Source organism: Azospirillum fermentarium, from assembly GCF_025961205.1.
GTDB lineage: Bacteria > Pseudomonadota > Alphaproteobacteria > Azospirillales > Azospirillaceae > Azospirillum > Azospirillum fermentarium.
This window is the reverse complement of sequence record NZ_JAOQNH010000001.1, coordinates 935,085-956,098: the sequence shown is the minus strand read 5'-3', so window position 1 is coordinate 956,098 and position 21,014 is coordinate 935,085. Positions and strand designations below refer to the sequence as shown.

The following is a 21,014-nucleotide window of genomic DNA, read 5'->3' as shown; positions in this document are numbered from 1 at the left end:
AGGCCGAAGCCAGACATCCGGGGCCTGAACTCTCAGGCGCCGGCCTGTTCCGCACCGGGATCCACCCAGCCGACGTTTCCGTCGCGGCGGCGGTAGACGAGGTTGACGCCCCCATGGGCGCGGTTGCGGAACAGCAGCGCCGGCAATTCGCCCAGTTCCATGCGCATCACCGCTTCGCTGACCGTCAGGGTTTCGATCTGGGTCTGCATTTCGGCGATGACGACCGGGTGGACGGCCTCGGCGACTTCCTCACCATCCACATGGTGGGTGTCGGCCTCGGCTTCCAGGATCTGATAGCGGGCGGGCAGCGCCTCGGCGCCGTTTTCCGCACCATGGTGGTTGCGCAGGCGGCTCTTATAGCGGCGCAGGCGCTTGGCGATCTTTTCGCACGCGGTGTCGAAGGCGGGATACGGCTGGTCGGATTCAGCAGCACTCTGCACCATGATGCCGCGGCCGACATGGACCTGGATGTCGGCCTTGAACAGATGCGCTTCGCGCGACAGAACGACGTTCGCTTCCAACGGCTTGGTGAAATATTTGCCGACGGCGGCGTTCAGGCTGTCGGCAACGTGGGTGCGCAGGGCATCGCCCACGTCAAGCTGCTTGCCTTTGACGGTCAGTTGCATCTTGGATGTTTCCGCGTGAGATCCGCAATGAGGGGGATGTTGATGGTGCGCCACCGTGTGCGGACCGGGAACATAGTGGCGCCCTCCCGGATGTGTCAACGAAACCGCAAAAACCCGGCTTTGCCTTACATCCGGGACATCTTGGCACGCCGCCTCTGGACCGAGGACGGAATGTGCATGGCTTCACGATACTTCGCCACCGTCCGGCGCGCAATGTCGATCCCCTCCTTTTGGAGGATCTCCACAATTTTATCGTCCGACAGCACCTCGGCCGGCGCTTCGGCGTCGATCATCTGCTTGATGCGGTAGCGCACGGCCTCCGCCGAATGGGCCGCCTGCCCGTCCGAGCCCTGGATGGCGGAGGTGAAGAAGTATTTCAGCTCGAACACCCCGCGGGGGGTGGACATGAACTTGTTGGTGGTCACGCGGCTGACGGTGCTTTCGTGCATGCCGATGACCTCGGCGATGTCGCGCAGGATCAGCGGTTTCAGGTGCGAGACACCGTGAATGAAGAAGGCGTCCTGCTGCCGCACGATTTCGGTCGCCACCTTCAGAATGGTGGTGGCGCGCTGGTGCAGCGACTTGACCAGCCAGTTGGCGGAATGGAAGCGCTCGGCCAGGTAATCCTTTTCCGCCTTGTTCTTCACCTCCCCCGACACGCGGGAGAAATAGCGCTGGTTGACCAGCACCCGCGGCAGGGTGTCGGGGTTCAGGTCGATGATCCAGCCGCCGCCGGGGTTGGCGCGCATCAGGATGTCGGGCGTCACGAGCTGGGCCGGCGTGTGGTCGAAGGCCAGCGCCGGCTTCGGATTCAGCTTGCGGATTTCCGCGACCATATCCGCGATGTCTTCGGCGTCCACGCCGCAGACCTTCATCAGGCCGGGCAGGTTGCGGGCGGCCAGAAGCTCCAGATTGTCCAGCAACGCGGCCATGGCGGGGTCCAGGCGGTTCTTTTCCCGCAACTGGATCGCCAGACATTCCTTCAGCGAGCGCGCGAAGATGCCCGAGGGGTCGAAGCGCTGCACCACCGCCAGCACCCGTTCCATCCGTGCCGGCTCGCAGCCCAACTGTTCGGCCAGCGCCAGCGGATCGGTGGTCAGATACCCGGCCTCGTCCAGCGAATCGATCAGCGCCAGCCCGACCAGCCGGTCCCCCGGATCGGGCAGGTCGATGTTCATCTGTTCGGTCAGATGGTCGCGCAGCGACACGCTGCCCGACAGGGTGGCTTCCAGGTTGGCGTCGTCGCCGTCGAAGCCGCCGCCCCGTTCCGACCACGAGCCATAGACCTCGTTGCCGCCGTCGCTGCCGTCGGAAAAACGGTCGTCGGCGTAGACGTTCTCGAAATCGGTATCGAGGGGGGCGTCCGACGCCTCCCCCAGCGTGCCGGCGGAGGTCAGCTCCACCGTGTCGCGCGGACGGGCGTCGGCGGCGGGAATGGCGCCCGGCTCCACCGGCGGTTCGAAATCGGCGCCCGGCTCGCTGCGGTCGCCGGAATCGCCCGGCGGGGCCCGCTCCCCATCGTCCCGTTCCAACAGGGGGTTCTGCTCGATCTCGCGGTCCACGAAATCGGAGAGTTCCATATTGGACAGCTGCAGCAGCTTGATCGCCTGCTGCAGCTGCGGGGTCATCACCAGGGTCTGGGCCTGGCGGAGGTCGAGCCTTTGGGTAAGCGCCATGGGACCGTTGGAATGGGGACGACGGTGGGGTCCGATCCAGCCTAGAGGCTGAACCGCTCACCGAGGTAGACCCTGCGCACATCCTCGTGCGCAACGATCTCCGCCGGCTCGCCTTCCATTAGTACCACACCATCGTGCAAAATGTATGCCCGATCGACGAGATCGAGCGTTTCACGCACATTATGATCGGTGATCAGCACGCCGATACCGCGGTGGCGCAGGTGGCTGACCAGTTCGCGGATGTCGCCCACCGCGATGGGGTCGATGCCGGCCAGCGGTTCGTCGAGCAGGATGAAGTGCGGCTGGGACGCCAGCGCGCGGGCGATCTCCACGCGCCGCCGCTCGCCGCCCGACAGCGCCAGCGCCGGGGCCTTGCGCAGGTGGGTGACCGAGAATTCGGCGAGAAGCTCGTCCAGCATGGTTTCGCGGGCGTCGCGGTCGGGCTCCACCACCTCCAGCACCGAGCGGATGTTGTTCTCCACCGTCATGCCGCGGAAGATCGAGGCTTCCTGCGGCAGATAGCCGATGCCCAGCCGAGCCCGGCGGTACATGGGCAAGGCGGTGATGTCCTGCCCGTCCAGATGGATGGAACCGACGTCGGCGGCGATCAGGCCGGTGATCATGTAGAAGCAGGTGGTCTTGCCGGCGCCGTTCGGCCCCAGCAGCCCCACCGCCTCGCCGCGCTGGACGCTGACCGACACGTCGCGCACCACCGGGCGCTTCTTGAAGGATTTGCCCAGATTGCTGGCCACCAGCCCGGTGGCCGGCGCCTCCGCCGGGGCCGGCTGGCCGGGGCGCTGTGCCTGAAGCGTGCTCATCGCGCCCCCTCCGGCTTCTTGTCCTTGGAGTCTTCGGGGATCAGCAGGCCGGACACCCGCCCGCCGCCGGGGCCGGCGATAACGCGGTTGATGTGCGTGGTCATGTCCATTTCCGCCGCATCGCCGGTGATCTGGTTGTCGCCGCGGGTGATGGACACGTTGCCCAGCAGCACCGCCGTGTTGTCGGCGGCGGAATAGACCATCTTGTCACCGCGCCCCACGTCGGGCTGCCGCCCGCCGCCGGGCCGGTCGGCGGCGGGGCGGGAGCCCTCGGGCGCGTCCTTGGGCAGCGAGGTCACCACCACGTTGCCCGACCCGTCCAGCCGCTTCATCTTCTGCCCGCCGTCCGGCCCCTTTTCGAACAGGGCGATCAGCACGTCGGCGGCGATGCGGTCGGTGCCGCGCACCGCCACCGCGTCGCCGCGGGCCACGGCAAGCTGCTGTTCCTCGTAATATTCCAGCGCGTCGCGGGCGGTCACCACGTCGGTGGGCGTGATCAGCCGCAGCGCACCGCCGGTCACCACCAGCAGCTTGCGGTCGGTCTCATAGACCGCACGGTCGCCGAACACATGCTGGTTGGGGCTGATGATGCGCACGTTGCCGGTGGCGACGAGCTGGAACACCTCGTTCCCCTTGCCCGGCACCACGCGGTAATAGGCGGTGAGCACGTCGCCGTAGACCGTGGTGTTCTCCTTGCGGGCCGAGGCGTTGCCGCGGGCCACATAGGCATGCCGGTCCTGGTGCCATTCGATGGCGTTGTCGGCGTTGATGTCCAGCGGCATCGACCCGCCCAGCCCGCCGCCGCCCGCAGGTGCGGACGGCGCCGCAGCAGCCGGGGCCTTGGCCGGAGCCTTGGTCTGGGCCGGGGTCTGGGCCAGGGCCGGGCCGGACAACTGCGCCAGGAGCAAGACCAGGGCGGCGCGCCCGGCGGCGGACAGGCAGGAGCGGTGCATGGTCTAGGGCTTTCTCTTCGGCTTGGCCGCCGGCTTGGCCGGTGCCGTTTGGGGCTTCTTCACCGCCGCCGGGGCCGCGGCCTTGGGCGGGACGGGCGGGGCCGCGCGCACCGCCACCGGCTTGGGCGGGGGCGGTGGGGGAGCCGCGACGGCCGCCGCAGCAGCACCCGCAGCCGCAGCCGCCACAGCCGGAACCGGGGCCGGCGGTTCGGCCGGGGCCGCCGCCGGCGATTCGACGGCGGGCGGAGCCGGCGGAGCGGGCGGAGCCGGCGGAGCCGCAGCGGCCACAGGCGGCGGGGGCGGCTCCACCGGAGCCGGAGCCGGGGCCGGAGCCGAAACCTCCGGGGCGGGGGCGGGAGCCGCCGGGGCCGCAGGCGGTTCGGCGGGGGCCGGCGGCGCGGCGGATCCGGGACCGGCGGGGGCCATGGGCGTCACGTTGGCGTTGGAGCCGTTGAGGAAGGTCATGGTCTTCCCCCGGTCCTTCATGCGGAAGCCCTGGGCCTTCACCTCACCCTGCGGCCCCTGCCCTTCGGTGTAGACGTCGCCCCAGGCGGTGCCGTCGCGCACCAGGATGAAGGCTTCCTCGGTCCGCAGTTCGCTGCCGTCGTCGCGCAGGATGCGCACATGGCCGTTCATCTTCAGGATGCCGGTCTGACGGTCGTACCAGCCACGGTCGCCGCGCAGGGTGACCCAGGCGCCCGTGTTCTCGGTCATTTCCGCTTCGGGCTGCTCCAGCGCCACGATGTTGGTCTGGCCGGCGGTTTCCTGCGCCCGGGTGGCGGTGACGGAATAGGGCTGGTTGGCGTCGTCGGAACTGATGAAGCGCGGGCGGCTGATTTCCGGCTGCCCCCGCTCCACACCGATGCGCGGCTGGGGAATTTCCTTCAGCGTCGGCCACGCGGCCAGCAGGGCCACCAGCGCCAGCGCCGACCCCACCAGCCCGATCTTGGCCATGGACACGAACCGGCTGTAGCCGCGCCCGGCGGGGCGCTGGGGCGGGCGGCGGAACGGAGCCGCCGGACCGGCGGCCGGGGGGCCGGACGGAGACGGGGCGGCGTTGGACGGTTCCGCCGCGCCCCCGGACGGGAGCGAATCCGGCGGGGCGGTCTCTGCCGCCTTGGTTTCCGGCGCCTGCGGCCCGTTCACTTTCAGCCCGTCCATAGCTTGGTCCCTTGCTCTGCTGTCCCTGAGGCCGCCGGCAAACGCCGCCGGTCAGGCCGCCCCGGCCCGCAGGCAATCGTGGATGTGCACGATGCCCAGCGGACGGCCGGGGCTGGTTTCGGGATCGATGACGAACAGGCTGGTGATGGCCTTTTCGTTCATCACGCGCAAGGCCTCGGCCACCAGCGCGCGGGATCGGATGGTCTTTGGGCGCTGCGACATGAGGTCGCCCGCCTTCTGGGACAGCAGATGGGGATTCATGTGCCGGCGCAAATCCCCGTCGGTGATGATTCCCGTCAGGTCGCCGTTTGCGTCCACCACCCCGACGCAGCCCAGCCGCTTGGCCGTCATCTCCAGCACCACGTCGCTCAAGGGGGCGTCGGTGCGGCACAGCGGGATGCCGTCGCCCTTGTGCATCACGTCCGACACCTTCAGCAGCGCCTTGCCCAGCGACCCGCCGGGATGAAGCTGGTGGAAATCCGCCGCGGAAAAGCCGCGCCGCTCCATCAGCGCCACCGCCAGCGCATCGCCCAGCGCCAGCATCATGGTGGTGGAGGTGGTGGGGGCCAGGCTGAGCGGGCAGGCTTCCGGTGCCGCCGGCAGCAGCAGCGCCACGTCGGACTGTTCGGCCAGCGCCGACCCCTGGCGGCGGGTGATCCCCACCAGGGGAATGCCGTAGCGGCGGGTATAGGCCACGATGTCCGACAGTTCCGCCGTTTCGCCGGAATTGGACAGGGCGATCACCGCATCGGCGGTGGTGACCATGCCCAGGTCGCCGTGGCTGGCCTCGCCCGGATGGACGAAGAAGGCGGGGGAACCGGTGGACGCCAGCGTCGCGGCGATCTTGCGCGCCACATGACCGCTCTTGCCCATGCCGGTGACCACCACGCGGCCTTTCACCGCATCCAGCAGGGCCACCGCGTGGTCGAAGGCGCCGTTCAGCCCATCGGCCAGGGCCACCAGCGCGTCCGCTTCCATCCGCAGAACGCGGGCGGCGGCGGCACAGGCGGGGCTGGGCGGCGCGTCCGCCGCCACGGCGTGGGGAACCGCGGTGCCGTTGCCGGCGTGTTGGTCGAGGATGCTGCTCACGTTTGACGACTTCCGTTCGCGTATTCGGGCACGGCTCCGGCCCGGCTCCCCCCACCGGCCGAAACCGGCGGCAGTATGCCGCCCCCTGCGCCATGGGGCAATGATATCCGGCCCGGAGAACAAAAGCCCTCTCCCCGCCATGATAGGAAGGGAGAGGGGGGAGCAATCAATGCGCCAGGATGTCGGGGTCTTCCCAGCCCATCAGGTCCAGCTCGGCCCGTGCGGGCATGAAGCGGAAGCAGGCTTCGGCCAGATGGGTGCGCTGTTCGCGGGCCAGCATCACGTCGAGCCTGGCCTTGAGGTCATGGAGATGCAGCACGTCCGATGCGGCGTACTTCATCTGCTCCGGCGTCAGCTCCTCGGCCCCCCAGTCGGAGGACTGCTGTTGCTTGGACAGCTCCACCCCCAGCAGGTCGCGGCACAGATCCTTCAGCCCGTGGCGGTCGGTGAAGGTGCGCACCAGCTTCGACGCCACCTTGGTGCAATAGATGGGAGTGCAGTCGATGCCCAGATACGCCTTCATGATCGCCACGTCGAACCGGGCGAAATGGAACAGCTTGGTCAGGTCCGGGTCGGTCAGCAGCGCCTTCAGGTTCGGCGCGTCATAGACGCCGCGGCGGAACTGCACCAGATGGCAGGTGCCGTCGCCGTTGGACAGCTGGATCAGGCACAGACGGTCGCGGACCGGGTTCAGGCCCATGGTCTCGCTGTCGATGGCGATGGCGTTGTCGCGGGCGGTGGACTTCAGGTCCAGCCCGTCCGGCAGGTCGCCGTCGTGAAGCTCAATGGGCATAGCCCCTCCCGCGCGTGTCCGCCGGCCCCCGGCCCCGACGGCCAGGCCCCGGCATGGGAAAAGACCCGAGGGTCAAGCAACCCGCAAGTCGAAACAAAGTCCAGAAACGGCAAAAGCCGCGACATTCACCCTCTTTGGAGGGGAGTGCGCGGCCTTGCCGAGATTTGGTGCCCAGGAGAAGACTCGAACTTCCACGACATTTCTGCCACAGGTACCTGAAACCTGCGCGTCTACCAATTCCGCCACCTGGGCTTAGTAGGTGGTGCTCTCTGGTGGGCGGACTTTTAGAGGGATCGGACCGGGGTGTCAACACGAAAAAAATGCCCCCGTCAAAAAATCGTCACGGCGGGAAAAACCCCATCCGCCATACCCGTATCCGTATCCGGCGGGGAAATAACAGAGTGTCCGCATGGGCGGGCTGGTCCTTGGCGCGGGCATTGGGTATAAGCACGCTTTGCCGGCCGGTGGCGGACAGCCGCCCCCTGGGCCGGGCGGGTTCCGAACGGCACGGGAGAAGGTCGATGTCCTTTCGCTATCAGATTGTCACGGTGTTCGGCGGGTCGGGGTTCATCGGCCGCCATCTGATCCGACGCCTGGCGCGGTCGGGCGCCATCGTCCGCATCGCCACCCGCAACCCCAACAAGGCGCAATTCCTGAAAACCGCCGGTGCGGTCGGTCAGATCGTGCCGCTGGCGGTTGACGTGCGCAGCGACGACTCCGTCGCCCGCGCGGTGGACGGGGCCGATGTGGTCATCAATCTGATCGGCGCCCTCCACAACGACGGCCCCTGGACGGTGGAGGCCGCGCACGTGCAGGCCGCCGGCCGCATCGCGCGCCTGGCCAAGGCCGCGGGCGCCCGGCGCTTCGTCCACGTCTCGGCCATCGGCGCCGACGCCAAGTCCGCCGCCGAATACGGCCGGACCAAGGCCGCGGGGGAAAAGGCCGTGCTGGCCGCCTTCCCCGAAGCGACCATCCTGCGCCCGTCCATCGTCTTCGGGCCGGAGGACCAGTTCTTCAACCGCTTCGGCGCCATGGCCCAGATCGCCCCGGCCCTGCCGCTGATCGGCGGCGGCAAGACCCGCTTCCAGCCGGTCTATGTGGGCGACGTGGCCGAGGCGGTGGTGGCCGCCCTGCACGATCCCAAGGCGCAGGGGCGCACCTATGAGCTGGGTGGCCCCACCGTCTATACCTTCAAGGAGCTGCTGGCGCTGACCCTGAAGGAGGTGCACCGCAAGCGCCTGCTGCTGCCGCTGCCGTGGAAGGCCGCGGAAATCCTGGGCGGCCTGTGCGAGAAGATCCCGCTGATCACCCCGCCGCTGACCAAGGATCAGGTGGAGATGCTGAAGACCGACAACGTGGTCTCGGCCTCGGCCCCCGGCCTGGCCGATCTGGGCATCACCCCCACCACGGTGGAAGTGACGGTGCCGACGTACCTGTCCCGCTTCATCGTCGGCGGCCGCTATGCCGCCGCCCGCGAAAGCGGCCACGGGGTGGCGTAACGCCTCTGCCCGTCCCGGCGCTCACCGGAAACCCCGGCCTGCCCGTCAGGCCGGGGTTTTTCATGGGCGGATTCACACTGCGCCGGCCCCGTGTTTCGCTGTATAGGTCGGTGGCGCGTCCTGACAGGAAAAGGGAATCCGGTTCCATGCCGTTTCTGCATTACCTTGAGATCGAGAATTTCAAGACCTTCGGCAGCCGGCAGCGGATCGAACTGAACCACCCGTCCGTGCTGGCCGGGCCCGCCGGCAGCGGCAAGACCAGCGCGCTCCAGGCTCTGGCCCTGTGGTCGCAGGCGGTGCGGACGTGGCATGAGGCCCGGCGCAGCGCCGCCCCCCGCGACCGCGGGGCGGTGCCGCTCAACCGGCTGGCCATCGCGGCGGTGCCGGTGCGCCGGGTGCGGCTGCTCTGGCACCGGGCCAGCGTGCGCACCGGCAACACCGACATCCCCATGACCATCACCGCCGGCATCGACGTGGACGGCACGGCGGTTCCGGTCACCATGCGGTTCCGCAGCCAGGGTGACGATCTGCTCTATGCCCGCCCCGACGATCCGGCGGACATGGGCACCATCGCGCGGGCGGCGGCCCTGTCCGTCACCCTGCTGCCGCCGGTGGCGGGGCTGGACATGGAAGAACCCGTGCTGCCGCCCGCCCGCATCGCCGCCCTGCTGGGCCAGGGGCACACCGGGCAGGTGCTGCGCAACCTGTGCCGCACGGTCCACCGCACGTCCCCGGACGGCTGGGCCCGGATCGCCACCCTGGTGGAGGGAATGACCGGGGCCGCCCTCGGCACACCCGAGGAGACGGCCCACGGGTCCATCGATCTCACCTACCGCCACGCCGGCATCCGGGAACCGCTGGACCTGCCGTCGGCAGGGCGCGGGGTGCAGCAGATCCTGCTGATCCTGGCCGGGCTGTTCGCCCACCGCGGCGGGGTGGCGCTGCTGGATGCGCCCGACACCCATCTGGAACCGCGGCAGCAGGCGCGGCTGTACCCGCTGCTGCGGGACATCGCGGCGGAACACGGGACGCAGGTGATCCTGACCGCCGGGTCCGAGATCGTGCTGAACGACGCGCTGGACACCAACCTGACCTTTCTGATCGACGGCAAGGCCGACGACCTGACCAAGAAGGACGACATCCGCGCCAGCCTGAAGCCGTTCGGCACCGAGCATTACATCAAGACCCGCGCGCCGGGCCATGCGCTCTATGTGGACGATCCCGCCACCCTGCCCATGCTGCGGGCGCTGGCCGGGCGCACCGGCCACCCGGCGGCGCGGGTGTGGGCGGAGCGGATCAACGCCTTTCTGGCCGACGATGGCGGCATCGTGCCCCAGGACCATTTCGACGGGCTGACCGGTTTCATGCCCGGCCTGCGCGGGCTGGCCATTCTGGGGGGTGGTGCTGGGGGCGGCACCGTCACCCACGGCGGACTGACGCTGGTGCATTGGCAGCGGCACGGGGTGGCGAACCATGTGGTCACCCCCGACCTTCTGGCCCGCTACACGCTGAGGGACGCCGACCTGTTCAGCCCCCGCGCCGCCGACGTGCAGGCGGTGCTGGACGCGCTGGTGCTGGAATTCGTCTTCGATTCCTCCCTCCCCGATTTCCAGACGTGGAAGGAGTCGCCGGCCAGGGCGGCCTCGCTGATCTGGGCGGCCAAGACGCAGCAGCGCGACCTGAACCGTTTCGCCGAGCTGTTCTTCCGCCGCCTGAGCGAGCGGACGGGCGGGGCGCCGCTGCTGGCTCCCGGCGATTTCCACCATCTGGTCCCCCTGGCCGATCCGTCGGCCATCGACCCGGAGGTGGGGGCGGTACTGGACCACCTGCACGCCCTGTTCACCGCGGGCGCAACACCGTCGGCTTAACAATTCCCCTCTCCCCGGGGGAGCGAGGGGCTGCGTGGCTGCACACAACAAAAACGGCGCCCCGGTTGCCCAGGGCGCCGTTTTCATGTCCACACCGGCAGTGCGTTACTCGGCCGGGATCGCCTTGACGTCGGCGGTGACGGGCACCTCCAGACGGTTCAGCATTTCGCGGGGCACGATCTGCCAGAACTTGCCCTTCACGCGGCTCCAGTCGTTGAGGATCTGCTCGGCGAAGCGGCTCTGGGTTTCGTCCACGTGCTCCTGGATAATCATCGTAGATGAAGGCCATGCCGCCCGTCATGTACTCGTAGCCGTTGGAGTCACAGCCATACACTACCACCAGGGCTTCGGAGTTGCGTATCGCGAAGTGCTCGCCGGCCTGCCCCGCGGCGAACACCTTGCCAGTGATAAAATCATGGATATCTATCCTTAAAATACCCAAGAAGACCTTCTCATCCCAAGCGCCATAAATTACAAAATTCCCATCGAATAATACTAATCTTTAGAAGCCATTACTCCGATCCCGATCCCAATTCCTGCAACCACACCAATCACAGAACCAAGCAAGGTTCCAAGACTAAAAGCTTTTGTTTCAGGTGAAAGCTCTTGATAAGACTCCTTTAATACTTCTCCAGCATTACGAGCAGCCTCAACAGCCAAATCAGCCGCTTTGGCAGATATACCTACAGAAGCCAAGCCCACGATATGCCCGTCGAGATTTTTTTCTATGCCCTGATTAGACATTTTATTCTCCTGACAAAGCCATAGAATGCATTGCGAAAAACAGCTCTTAATCTAGGGTATGATGCGCTTTTATACATATCAAGAAAAATCATATCAATATACGAGTGCATGAAGCCTAGTTTCTCATTCCAGGCCGCGATATGTTCAAGAAAAATCGTTTGAATTATGAATTTTACGGAAAACCAAAAGCTTAGAATCCTTCAAATACCTCGATAAGCGACTAAAGGACTCTAAGCTATAAAGTCAAAGCTAAATGAAAACGGCGCCCCGGTTGCCCAGGGCGCCGTTTTCATGTCCACACCGGCAGTGCGTTACTCGGCCGGGATCGCCTTGACGTCGGCGGTGACGGGCACCTCCAGACGGTTCAGCATTTCGCGGGGCACGATCTGCCAGAACTTGCCCTTCACGCGGCTCCAGTCGTTGAGGATCTGCTCGGCGAAGCGGCTCTGGGTTTCGTCCACGTGCTCCTGGATCAGCGCCTTCACCATCGACTCGTAATGGCCGACCTCGATGCGCTGATAGACGATGCTTTCCGGGTTCACGTGGCGTTCGAAGCTGCCGTCCTCATCGTAGATGAAGGCCATGCCGCCCGTCATGCCGGCGCCGAAGTTGTCGCCCACCGGCCCCAGGATGACCGCCGTGCCGCCGGTCATGTATTCGCAGCCGTTGGACCCGCAGCCTTCCACCACCACCGAGGCACCGGAGTTGCGGACGGCGAAGCGTTCGCCGGCCTGGCCCGCGGCGAACAGCTTGCCCGCCGTGGCGCCGTACAGCACCGTGTTGCCGATGATGGTGTTCTCGTTGGTCTTCAGCGGGCTGGAGGTGGTGGGACGCACGACGATGGTGCCGCCCGACAGGCCCTTGCCCACATAGTCGTTGGCGTCGCCGAACACTTCCAGCTTGATGCCCTGGACCGCGAAGGCGCCCAGCGACTGCCCCGCCGTGCCGCGCAGGCGCACGGTGATGTGGCCGGGCTGCAGGCCGAACATGCCGAACTTGCGCGTCACCATGGACGACAGCCGCGTGCCGATGGCGCGCTGGGTGTTGCGCACGTTGTAGGTGAGCTGCATCTTCTCGCCCTCTTCGAACAGGGGGCGGGCGTCGGCGACGATGCGGGCGTCCAGGGTGTCGGGCACCTCGTTGCGGCCCTGCAGGGTGCAGTAGCGGGCGTTCTCACCGGGATCGACCTGGGCCAGCAGCGGGTTCAGGTCCAGATCGTCCAGGTGCGCACCGCCACGGCTGACCTGATGCAGCAGGTCGGTGCGGCCGATCACCTCGTTCAGGGTGCGGAAGCCCAGGTTCGACAGGATTTCGCGCACTTCCTCGGCCAGGAAGGAGAAGAGGTTGACCACCTTCTCCGGCGTGCCGGTGAACTTCTCGCGCAGCGCCGGATCCTGCACGCACACGCCCACGGGGCAGGTGTTGGAATGGCACTGGCGCACCATGATGCAACCCATGGCGATCAGGCTGGCGGTGCCGATGCCGAACTCTTCAGCACCCAGCATGGCGGCGATCACGATGTCGCGCCCGGTCTTCAGCCCGCCGTCGGTGCGCAGCCGCACGCGGTGGCGCAGACGGTTGAGCGTCAGCACCTGATGCACTTCCGACAGGCCCATTTCCCACGGCAGGCCGGCGAACTTGATCGAGGTCTGCGGGCTGGCCCCGGTGCCGCCGGAGTTGCCGGAGATCAGGATGACGTCCGCATTGGCCTTCGCCACGCCGGCGGCGATGGTGCCGATGCCGGACCGCGCCACCAGCTTCACGCACACCTTGGCGTCGGGGTTGATCTGCTTCAGGTCATAGATGAGCTGGGCCAGATCCTCGATCGAATAGATGTCGTGGTGCGGCGGCGGGCTGATGAGCGTCACGCCGGGCGTCGAGTGACGCAGCCGCGCGATCATCTCCGTCACCTTGAAGCCCGGAAGCTGGCCGCCCTCGCCGGGCTTGGCGCCCTGGGCCACCTTGATTTCCAGCTCGCGGCACTGGTTCAGGTATTCCGCCGTCACGCCGAACCGGCCGGACGCCACCTGCTTGATCGCCGAGTTCCAGTTGTCGCCGTTGCGGTCGGGCTTGAAGCGCGCCGGATCCTCACCGCCCTCGCCCGAGTCGGACTTGGCGCCGATGCGGTTCATGGCGACGTTCAGCGTGCCGTGGGCTTCCGGCGACAGGGCACCCAGCGACATGCCGGGGGTGACGAAGCGCTTGCGGATGGCGGTGATGCTCTCCACGTCGTCGATGGCCACCGCCGGACGGATGGTGCGGAATTCCAGCAGGTCGCGCGGCTGCATCGGCGGGCGCTTCTGCACCGCTTCGGAATACTTCTTGAAGGTGGAGTAGCTGTCCTCGCTCACCGCCTGCTGGAGGGTGTGCATGATGCCGCCCTCCCAGCTGTGACGGTCGCCCGAACGGCGGAAGCGGTAGAAGCCGCCGACCGGCAGCGGGGCCGCGTCTTCACCATAGGCGAGCGCGTGCTGTTCCAGCACCTTCTTCTGGATGCCGTTCAGGCCGATGCCGGAGATGCGGCTGACCATGGCCGGGAAATGCTCGGCGATCAGCGCGCGCGACAGGCCGACCGCTTCGAAGTTGCAGCCGCCGCGGTAGCTGCTGATGATCGAGATGCCCATCTTGGACATGATCTTCAGCAGGCCCTCGTCGATGGCCTTCTTGAAGCGGGCCATGCCCTCTTCCAGCGACAGCCCGCCGAACAGGCCGCGGCGCTGGCGGTCGGCGATGGCTTCCTGGGCCAGATAGGCGTTGACCGTGGTGGCGCCGACGCCGATCAGCACCGCGAAGTAATGGGTGTCCAGGCACTCGCCCGACCGCACGTTCAGCGAGGTGAAGGTGCGCAGGTTGGACCGCACCAGATGGGTGTGAACCGCACCGGTCGCCAGGATCATCGGGATGGCCGCGCGGGTCGCGCTCATGGCCTCGTCCGTCAGGATCAGGTGGGTGGCGCCGCCGCGCACCGCGTCCTCGGCTTCCTGGCGGATGCGCTTCAGCGCGTCCTTCAGGGCGTCGGGGCCGCCGTCCACGGGGAAGGTGGCGTCGATCTCCGCCGCCGTGTCGCCCATATAGGCGCGCATGGCGTTGAATTCGGCGGTGCTGAGCACCGGCGATTCAAGCTGGAGCAGACGGCACTGGCTCTCTTCCTCCTCCAGGATGTTGCCCAGGTTGCCCAGCCGCGTCTTCAGGCTCATCACCCGGCGTTCGCGCAAGCTGTCGATGGGCGGGTTGGTCACCTGGCTGAAGTTCTGGCGGAAGAAGTGGTGCAGGCCGCGGTACTTCTCCGACAGCACGGCGATGGGGCTGTCGTCGCCCATGGAGCCGACGGCTTCCTTGGCGTCCTCCACCATCGGGTGCAGGATCAGTTCCATGTCTTCCATGGACAGGCCGAACGACTGCTGCCGGCGGCGCAGTTCGGCGCGGTCCATGTCGGCGGGTTCGCCCTTGCGCGAGGCCGACTGGACCAGCTCGTCCAGATGGGTGGTGGCCTGGACCCACTTGCCCCACGGCTTCTGGGCGGCCAGGACGTCCTTGATCTCCTTGTCCTTGTACAGAACGCCCTTGGCCAGATCGACGACGATCATCTTGCCCGGACCCAGGCGGCCCTTTTCCACCACCTGCGTCTCGTCAACCTTCACCATGCCGGTTTCCGAGCCGCCGATGATCAGGCCGTCGGTGGTGATGGTGTAGCGCATCGGGCGCAGGCCGTTGCGGTCCATGCCGCCCACGACCCAGCGGCCGTCGTACATGGCCAGCGCCGCCGGCCCGTCCCACGGCTCCATCACCGAGTTGCAGTAGGCGATCAGCGACTTGTGCTCTTCCGGCAGGGTCTGGGAGGCGGTCAGCGCTTCCGGCACCAGCATCATCTTGACCATCGGCGCCGAACGGCCGGCGCGCATCAGCACCTCGAACACCGCATCCAGCGCGCCCGAGTCCGACAGGCCGGTGCCGATGATCGGCTTCAGATCCGCCATGTGGGCGCCGTAGGCCGGATGCTCCATGCGCGTCTCGTGCGCCTTCATCCAGTTGACGTTGCCCTTCAGCGTGTTGATCTCGCCGTTGTGGGCCAGCGTGCGGAACGGCTGGGCCAGCGGCCACGTGGGGAAGGTGTTGGTCGAATAGCGCTGGTGGTAGATGGCGAAGTTCGATTCGAACCGCTCGTCCAGCAGGTCGGGGTAGAAGCTGGTGAGCTGTTCGGCCAGGAACATGCCCTTGTAGATGATCGAGCGCGCCGACAGCGAACAGATGTAGAAGCCCGCGATGTTGTCGGCGGCCACCGCCTTTTCGATGCGGCGGCGGATCACGTACAGGTCAAGCTCGAACTGCTCCTCGGACACGCCCTTGGAGTTGCCGATGATGATCTGTTCGATTTCGGGGCGGGTGGCGTTGGCCTTCTCGCCGATGATGTCCACGTTCAGCGGCACCTGCCGCCAGCCGTAGATATAGTAGCCGGCGTTGAGGATCTCCGCCTCGACGATGCAGCGGCAGTCTTCCTGCGCGTCCAGCGAGATGCGCGGCAGGAACACCTGGCCGACGGCCAGGTTGTTGTCCGGCGGGGTGTGGCCGATGACGCGGACGTGATCCTTGAAGAACTTCTGCGGCACCTGCACGTGGATGCCCGCACCATCGCCGGTCTTGCCGTCGGCGTCCACCGCCCCCCGGTGCCACACCGCCTTCAGCGCCTCGATGCCCTTTTCCACCACCGAGCGGCGGGGTTTGCCGTCGATGGCCGCGATGAAGCCGACGCCGCAGGCGTCGTGCTCGTCCGCCGGGTTGTAGGCGTGGGCGGTGGTCAGGTCGGCGGCGTTGCGCACGAAATCGGCGGCGAACTGTTCACCCTGGTTCATCTCGGTGGTCATCGATTGACCCTTTCGCGTCTTAGAAGACAGCAAGGGGCGTTGCCCCTTGACCCCACCAAGGGCCGCAAGGCCCTTGGAACCCATCGAAGGAAGAATAACAGCCGTCGGAGGCTTTATTCGGCGGCGGCGAGAACCGGCGCGGCGGCCTTGGCCTTGATGTAGGCGTGGATCTGCTCGGCGGCATCGCGGCCGTCGCGGATGGCCCACACGACAAGGCTGGCGCCGCGCACGATGTCGCCGGCGGCGAACACGCCGTCCAGGCTGCTCATCTTGGTGTGCGGGTTGGCCAGAACCGTCCCCCAGCGCGACACCTTCAGGTCCGGCGAGCCGAACAGGACCGGCAGGTTTTCCGGGTCGAAGCCCAGCGCCTTGACCACCAGATCGGCGGGGATGGTGAATTCCGAGCCGTCGATCACCTGCGGCGTCTGGCGCCCGGTGGCGTCGGCGACGCCCAGGTGGATGCGCACGGCCTTCACGGCACTCACCACGCCCGTGCCCTCGAAGGCTTCCGGGGCGGCCTGCCACAGGAACTCCACGCCTTCCTCTTCGGCGTGCGCCACTTCGCGCTGCGAACCGGGCATGTTCTTGCGGTCGCGGCGGTACAGACACTTGACCGATTTGGCACCCTGACGGATGGCGGTGCGCACGCAGTCCATGGCGGTGTCGCCGCCGCCGATGACCACCACGTCCTTACCCGCGGCGTTCAGCGAGCCGTCGTCGTATTCCGGCACCGCGTCGCCCAGATCCTTGCGGTTGGACACGGTCAGGTACGACAGCGCCGGCACGATGTTGCCCAGCCCGTCGCCCTTCACGCCCAGGTCGCGCGCCTTGTAGACGCCGGTGGCGATCAGCACCGCGGCGTGACGGTCGCGCAGGGTCTCCAGCGTGGCGTCGCGGCCCACGTCGAAATTCAGATGGAACACCACGCCGGCGTCGGCCAGCAGCGTCGCCCGCCGCTCCACCACGTCCTTCTCCAGCTTGAAGCCGGGGATGCCGTAGACCAGCAGGCCGCCCGCGCGGTCGTAGCGGTCGTAGACATGCACCTCGTACCCCTTGGCGCGGAGCTGTTCGGCGGCGGCCAGCCCGGCGGGGCCGGCGCCGATGATGCCCACCGACAGGCCCAGTTCCCGTTCCGGCGCCCGCGGCTTCACCCAGCCCTTTTCCCAGGCGGTGTCGGTGATGTAGCGCTCCACCGAGCCGATGGTCACGGCCCCGTGGGTGGATTGCTCGATCACGCAGTTGCCTTCGCACAGGCGGTCCTGCGGGCAGATGCGGCCGCAGATCTCGGGGAAGTTGTTGGTGGACTGGGACACCTCGTACGCTTCTTCCAGACGGCCTTCGGCGGTCAGCTTCAGCCAGTCGGGGATGTTGTTCCCCACCGGGCAGTGGACCTGACAGAAGGGAACGCCGCACTGGGAGCAGCGGTTGGCCTGCTCGTTGGCGCGCTCGTCGGAGAAACGGGCGTAGATTTCCCGGAAATCCTGGCGGCGGTCGTCGGCCTTGCGTTTGTCCGGCAAACACTGCGCGGTCTTCACAAAGCCCAGCATCTTCTGCTTCGCCATCGCCTTAACTCCTGGAAACATCGACAGTCAAAGATGTCCGCCACTCCACGGACCAATTGTCGTATACCCCATCAGAGAGGGCCCCGCGAGCAAAAAAAAGCCGATAGGTAACATATGTTGACCAATTTATGACAAGGCAGCCCTGCGCTCCTCACGCATCCCGAAGTCGCCGCAAAATCGGAAAGAAAATTAGTCCCGTTTCGGACCCATTGCCTTCTTCGGGGTACCCAACCATCCTGAATCGCCAAACCATCGGGGCGCTGATATAAGCCCGGCTGACGCTTCGCCGCGGTGCGGCAACGCACCCGGCCAGCCCACCTGCCCCGCCACCTACCTGATGGTTTCCGGCCCATGTTCGAACAGGTCGTTCAAGCCGCCCTCCTCGGCATCGTCGAGGGGGTGACCGAGTTCCTTCCCATCTCCTCCACCGGCCACCTGATCCTGCTGGTCGATCTTCTGGGGTTCGAGGGACCGCCGGGGAAGGTGTTCGAGGTGGTGATCCAGTTGGGCGCCATCCTGGCCATCTGCGTGGTGTATTTCGCCCGCCTGTGGCACGTGGTGACCGGCATGATCGCCCGCGACCCGCGGGCGTGGCGGTTCGCCACCGCCATCGTGCTGGCCTTCCTGCCCGCCGCGGTGCTGGGGGTGCTGCTGCACAAGATCATCAAGGAGGTGCTGTTCAACCCCACCGTGGTGTCGGTGGCGCTGGTGGTGGGCGGCATCGCCATCCTGCTGATCGAACGGCTGGTGCCCCCCGCCCGCCATCACGAGATCGAAAGCTTCACGCCGTGGCTGGCGCTGAGGATCGGGCTGTTCCAGAGCATCGCCATGATCCCCGGCGTGTCGCGGTCGGGGGCCACCATCCTGGGGTCGCTGCTGATGGGGGTGGACCGCAAGACGGCGGCGGAATTCTCCTTCTTCCTGGCGATCCCCACCATGCTGGGGGCCACGGTCTACGACCTGGGCAAGAACTGGGGCAGCCTGAGCTTCGACGGCGGGCTGATCATCGCCGTCGGCTTCGTCATGGCGTTCCTGTCGGGTCTGCTGGTGGTGCGGTCGCTGGTGGATTTCGTGGGCCGCTACGGCTTCGCGCCCTTCGGCTGGTACCGCATCGTTCTGGGGCTGTCGATGCTGGGGCTGCTCTATCTTTAAGGGAGGGCGGCGGGGCAATGGGACGGATTGGGAATAGCCGTGCGTCCGTCTTCGTTGATAGGCTTGTCCCAGCAACGATGAACGGCTTTCCGCATGGCCCCATTTCCCGCACGCGGCATCATCACCCGCACCGCCGGCGACGGCGACACCCCCCGGTGCGCCGGGATCTTTCTGGACGGACGGCGCGCCGCCTTTCCCTGGCAGCCGGCCGACCGATTCGGCCTGGACGATTACGCCGCCAGCGTCGAGGGCACCCTGGTGCTGGTGGCGGAGGCGGAGGGGGCCGTGACCGGCTTCGTATCCATCGACCCGTACGACCGTTTCATCCATGCCCTGTTCATCGACCCGGCGTGGCAGAGCCGGGGGATCGGCACCATCCTGCTCCGCCATGCCCAGACCGTGCTGCCGGGGCCGATCCGGCTGGCGTGTGCGGTGCGGAACAAAGCGGCGCGGGCGTTCTACGAGCGGCGGGGATGGACCCCGGTGGACAGCCCGCGCACCGGCCCTCCCACCCATATCCTCTACCAAAGCGCCCATATCCTCTACCAAAGCGATTGTGCGGCGGAAAACCGCGCCCCCGCCGGATGCGCGGCACCCCCGCGGCACCGCTGAGGCGGATTGAGAAGTCCGGCGCCCTTGGTTAAAGTCCCCAGACCATGCGAACCCTTTTCCATCATACCCTGTCCCCCGCCGCGCGGCTGGCCCGCGTGATGATGGCGGAAAAGGGCATTCCGTTCGAACCCGTGGTCGAAAGGCCCTGGGACTGGCGGGACGACTTCCTTGCCCTCAACCCGGCGGGCGAGGTGCCGGTGCTGGTGGAGGAGGACGGGGCCGTCATCGCCGACGGCTTCGCGCTGATCGAATATCTGGAAGAGGCGTACCCCGACCCGGCCCTGCTGCCGCTGGACATCGACTTCCGCGCCGAGGTGCGGCGGCTGACGAGCTGGTTCCTGGGCAAGTTCGGGCGCGAGGTGGTGGACACGCTGGTGGGGGAAAAGCTGGTCAAGCGCGTGTCGGGACAGGGCCAGCCCTATGCCCCCGCCATCCGCGCCGGCCTGAACAACATCAACCATCACCTGGAATACATCGGCTTCCTGTCGGACCGCCGCCCGTGGCTGGCCGGCCCGGCCTTCACCCTGGCCGATCTGGCCGCGGCATCGGCGCTGTCGTGCGTGGATTACACCGGCGACATCCCCTGGGACCGCCACCCGGAGGCCAAGGACTGGTACGTGCGCATCAAGTCGCGCCCCAGCTTCCGCCAGCTCCTGACCGACACCCTGCCGGGCTGCCCCCCGCCGCGCCATTACGCGGACCTGGATTTCTGAATTGGGGGCCTGCGGCTTCGCATACCCCCCTCTCCCCGCCCCGGGAGGGAGCCGGGGAGAGGGAGTTTCGGGCGTTACTGCGCCGTCAGCCGCAGCAGATTGGTCCGCGCGGTGCGGGCCGCCGCCGAGTCGGGCTCGCGGGACGCGACAAGCTCCCAATCGGCCTTGGCCTCGTCCGCCTTGCCCGCCGCCGCCTTGATGGCGCCGCGCAGCACCAGCGCCTCCCCGTCGCCGGGGCGCAGCTCCAGCGCGTGGTTCACGTCGTCCATGGCCATGGGAAGGTTGGACAGAGCCTTGTGCGCCGCCGCCCGGTACAGATAGGCATCGGCCCGCCCGGCGTCCCGCGCGATCGCCGCGTCCAGGTCGGCCAGCGCGTCCCAGAACCGTTCCGCCTCCGCCCGCGCGAAGGCCCGGTCGATCAGCAGATCCACATCGCCGGGGGTGCCGTCCAGCGCTTGTGTGTAGAGCGCCTCCGCCCGCGCCGCGTCACCGGCCCGCAGCCACGCCCACCCGGCCTGCCCCAGAAGCGAGGCCGTGGCCTTGGCGTCCCCCTGTCCCAGCAGCGGGGCCAGGGTTTCCAGCCGCCCGCCGGCCTCGGCGAAATCGCCCTTGTGGAACAGGGCCATGGCCTGGCACAGCCGGGCGCGGTCGCCGCCGTCGCGCCCCTCCCACCCGCGCGCCCGCTCCAGGGCGGCGTCGGGGGCGGTTTCCGCCAGCGCGATGCAGTTCTGCAGTTCCCCGTGCGGCGGCCCGTCGGCCAGGGCCGGTGCCGCCACCGGCACGGCAAGGGCGGTCACCAGAAGGACGGCGGGCAGAAAGGCGGCTTTGGGGCGGGCGTTCTGCATGAGGGAGTTGCTTCGCGTCATGGCCCTTCTACACTTCACCA

16 protein-coding genes, 1 tRNA gene and 1 pseudogene are annotated in these 21,014 nt (G+C 67.4%); 5 read left to right on the top strand and 13 right to left on the bottom strand.

Annotated features, from left to right (window positions below):
* Positions 1–32: 32 nt before the first annotated feature.
* The 8 genes from hpf to M2352_RS04485 all read right to left on the bottom strand — a co-directional run bounded on the left by hpf (position 33) and on the right by M2352_RS04485 (position 7,368).
* On the bottom strand, positions 33–626 hold the full coding sequence (hpf, locus tag M2352_RS04520; RefSeq protein WP_264663309.1) for a ribosome hibernation-promoting factor, HPF/YfiA family: 594 nt from the start codon (positions 624–626) through the stop codon (positions 33–35).
* Between the two features lie 125 nt (positions 627–751).
* Complete coding sequence (rpoN, locus tag M2352_RS04515) at positions 752–2,302, bottom strand: RNA polymerase factor sigma-54 (RefSeq protein ID WP_264663308.1); 1,551 nt, start codon at positions 2,300–2,302, stop codon at positions 752–754.
* Between the two features lie 41 nt (positions 2,303–2,343).
* Positions 2,344–3,120 (bottom strand): LPS export ABC transporter ATP-binding protein, encoded by a 777-nt coding sequence (gene lptB, locus M2352_RS04510; protein WP_264663307.1) that lies wholly within the window; start codon positions 3,118–3,120, stop codon positions 2,344–2,346.
* The gene (locus tag M2352_RS04505; protein WP_264663306.1) at positions 3,117–4,073 is read right to left on the bottom strand and encodes an LptA/OstA family protein; all 957 of its coding nucleotides are present in this window, start codon (positions 4,071–4,073) and stop codon (positions 3,117–3,119) included. Before M2352_RS04505 ends, lptB begins: the two co-directional genes overlap by 4 nt.
* Before the next feature lie 3 nt (positions 4,074–4,076).
* Positions 4,077–5,234 (bottom strand): LPS export ABC transporter periplasmic protein LptC, encoded by a 1,158-nt coding sequence (gene lptC, locus M2352_RS04500; protein ID WP_264663305.1) that lies wholly within the window; start codon positions 5,232–5,234, stop codon positions 4,077–4,079.
* A 51-nt stretch (positions 5,235–5,285) separates the two neighbouring features.
* Positions 5,286–6,212, bottom strand: a complete 927-nt coding sequence (locus M2352_RS04495) for a KpsF/GutQ family sugar-phosphate isomerase (protein WP_264665303.1) — start codon at positions 6,210–6,212, stop codon at positions 5,286–5,288.
* A gap of 277 nt (positions 6,213–6,489) precedes the next feature.
* On the bottom strand, positions 6,490–7,116 hold the full coding sequence (locus tag M2352_RS04490) for a ribonuclease D (protein WP_264663304.1): 627 nt from the start codon (positions 7,114–7,116) through the stop codon (positions 6,490–6,492).
* 165 nt (positions 7,117–7,281) lie between these two features.
* Positions 7,282–7,368 (bottom strand) — tRNA-Leu (locus tag M2352_RS04485).
* A gap of 269 nt (positions 7,369–7,637) precedes the next feature.
* On the opposite strand from M2352_RS04485, the gene M2352_RS04480 reads away from it, so the two are divergent.
* Together M2352_RS04480 and M2352_RS04475 are read left to right on the top strand one after the other, a co-directional pair.
* The gene (locus M2352_RS04480) at positions 7,638–8,615 is read left to right on the top strand and encodes a complex I NDUFA9 subunit family protein (RefSeq protein WP_264663303.1); all 978 of its coding nucleotides are present in this window, start codon (positions 7,638–7,640) and stop codon (positions 8,613–8,615) included.
* A 146-nt stretch (positions 8,616–8,761) separates the two neighbouring features.
* On the top strand, positions 8,762–10,483 hold the full coding sequence (locus M2352_RS04475) for an ATP-binding protein (RefSeq protein ID WP_264663302.1): 1,722 nt from the start codon (positions 8,762–8,764) through the stop codon (positions 10,481–10,483).
* 105 nt (positions 10,484–10,588) lie between these two features.
* Here the strand turns inward: M2352_RS04475 and M2352_RS26560 are convergent.
* From M2352_RS26560 to M2352_RS04455, 4 genes and pseudogenes are all read right to left on the bottom strand, one after another.
* Positions 10,589–10,967, bottom strand: a pseudogene (locus M2352_RS26560) (GltB/FmdC/FwdC-like GXGXG domain-containing protein); the annotation flags it as partial.
* 11 nt (positions 10,968–10,978) lie between these two features.
* Entirely contained in the window at positions 10,979–11,227 is a 249-nt protein-coding gene (locus M2352_RS04465; protein WP_264663300.1) for a hypothetical protein, read from the bottom strand.
* A gap of 311 nt (positions 11,228–11,538) precedes the next feature.
* A complete protein-coding gene (gene gltB / locus M2352_RS04460; RefSeq protein WP_264663299.1) occupies positions 11,539–16,089 on the bottom strand; it encodes a glutamate synthase large subunit in 4,551 nt (1,516 codons plus the stop codon).
* A 113-nt stretch (positions 16,090–16,202) separates the two neighbouring features.
* A complete protein-coding gene (locus M2352_RS04455; RefSeq protein WP_264663298.1) occupies positions 16,203–17,651 on the bottom strand; it encodes an NAD(P)-dependent oxidoreductase in 1,449 nt (482 codons plus the stop codon).
* 351 nt (positions 17,652–18,002) lie between these two features.
* On the opposite strand from M2352_RS04455, the gene M2352_RS04450 reads away from it, so the two are divergent.
* The 3 genes from M2352_RS04450 to M2352_RS04440 all read left to right on the top strand — a co-directional run bounded on the left by M2352_RS04450 (position 18,003) and on the right by M2352_RS04440 (position 20,128).
* The gene (locus tag M2352_RS04450) at positions 18,003–18,803 is read left to right on the top strand and encodes an undecaprenyl-diphosphate phosphatase (RefSeq protein WP_264663297.1); all 801 of its coding nucleotides are present in this window, start codon (positions 18,003–18,005) and stop codon (positions 18,801–18,803) included.
* 93 nt (positions 18,804–18,896) lie between these two features.
* On the top strand, positions 18,897–19,415 hold the full coding sequence (locus M2352_RS04445; protein ID WP_264663296.1) for a GNAT family N-acetyltransferase: 519 nt from the start codon (positions 18,897–18,899) through the stop codon (positions 19,413–19,415).
* Between the two features lie 44 nt (positions 19,416–19,459).
* Positions 19,460–20,128: a glutathione S-transferase family protein gene (locus M2352_RS04440; protein ID WP_264663295.1), complete on the top strand. Its 669-nt coding sequence runs from the start codon at positions 19,460–19,462 to the stop codon at positions 20,126–20,128.
* 74 nt (positions 20,129–20,202) lie between these two features.
* Here M2352_RS04440 and M2352_RS04435 read toward each other — a convergent pair whose 3' ends face one another.
* On the bottom strand, positions 20,203–20,994 hold the full coding sequence (locus M2352_RS04435) for a tetratricopeptide repeat protein (RefSeq protein ID WP_264663294.1): 792 nt from the start codon (positions 20,992–20,994) through the stop codon (positions 20,203–20,205).
* Positions 20,995–21,014: the final 20 nt, after the last annotated feature.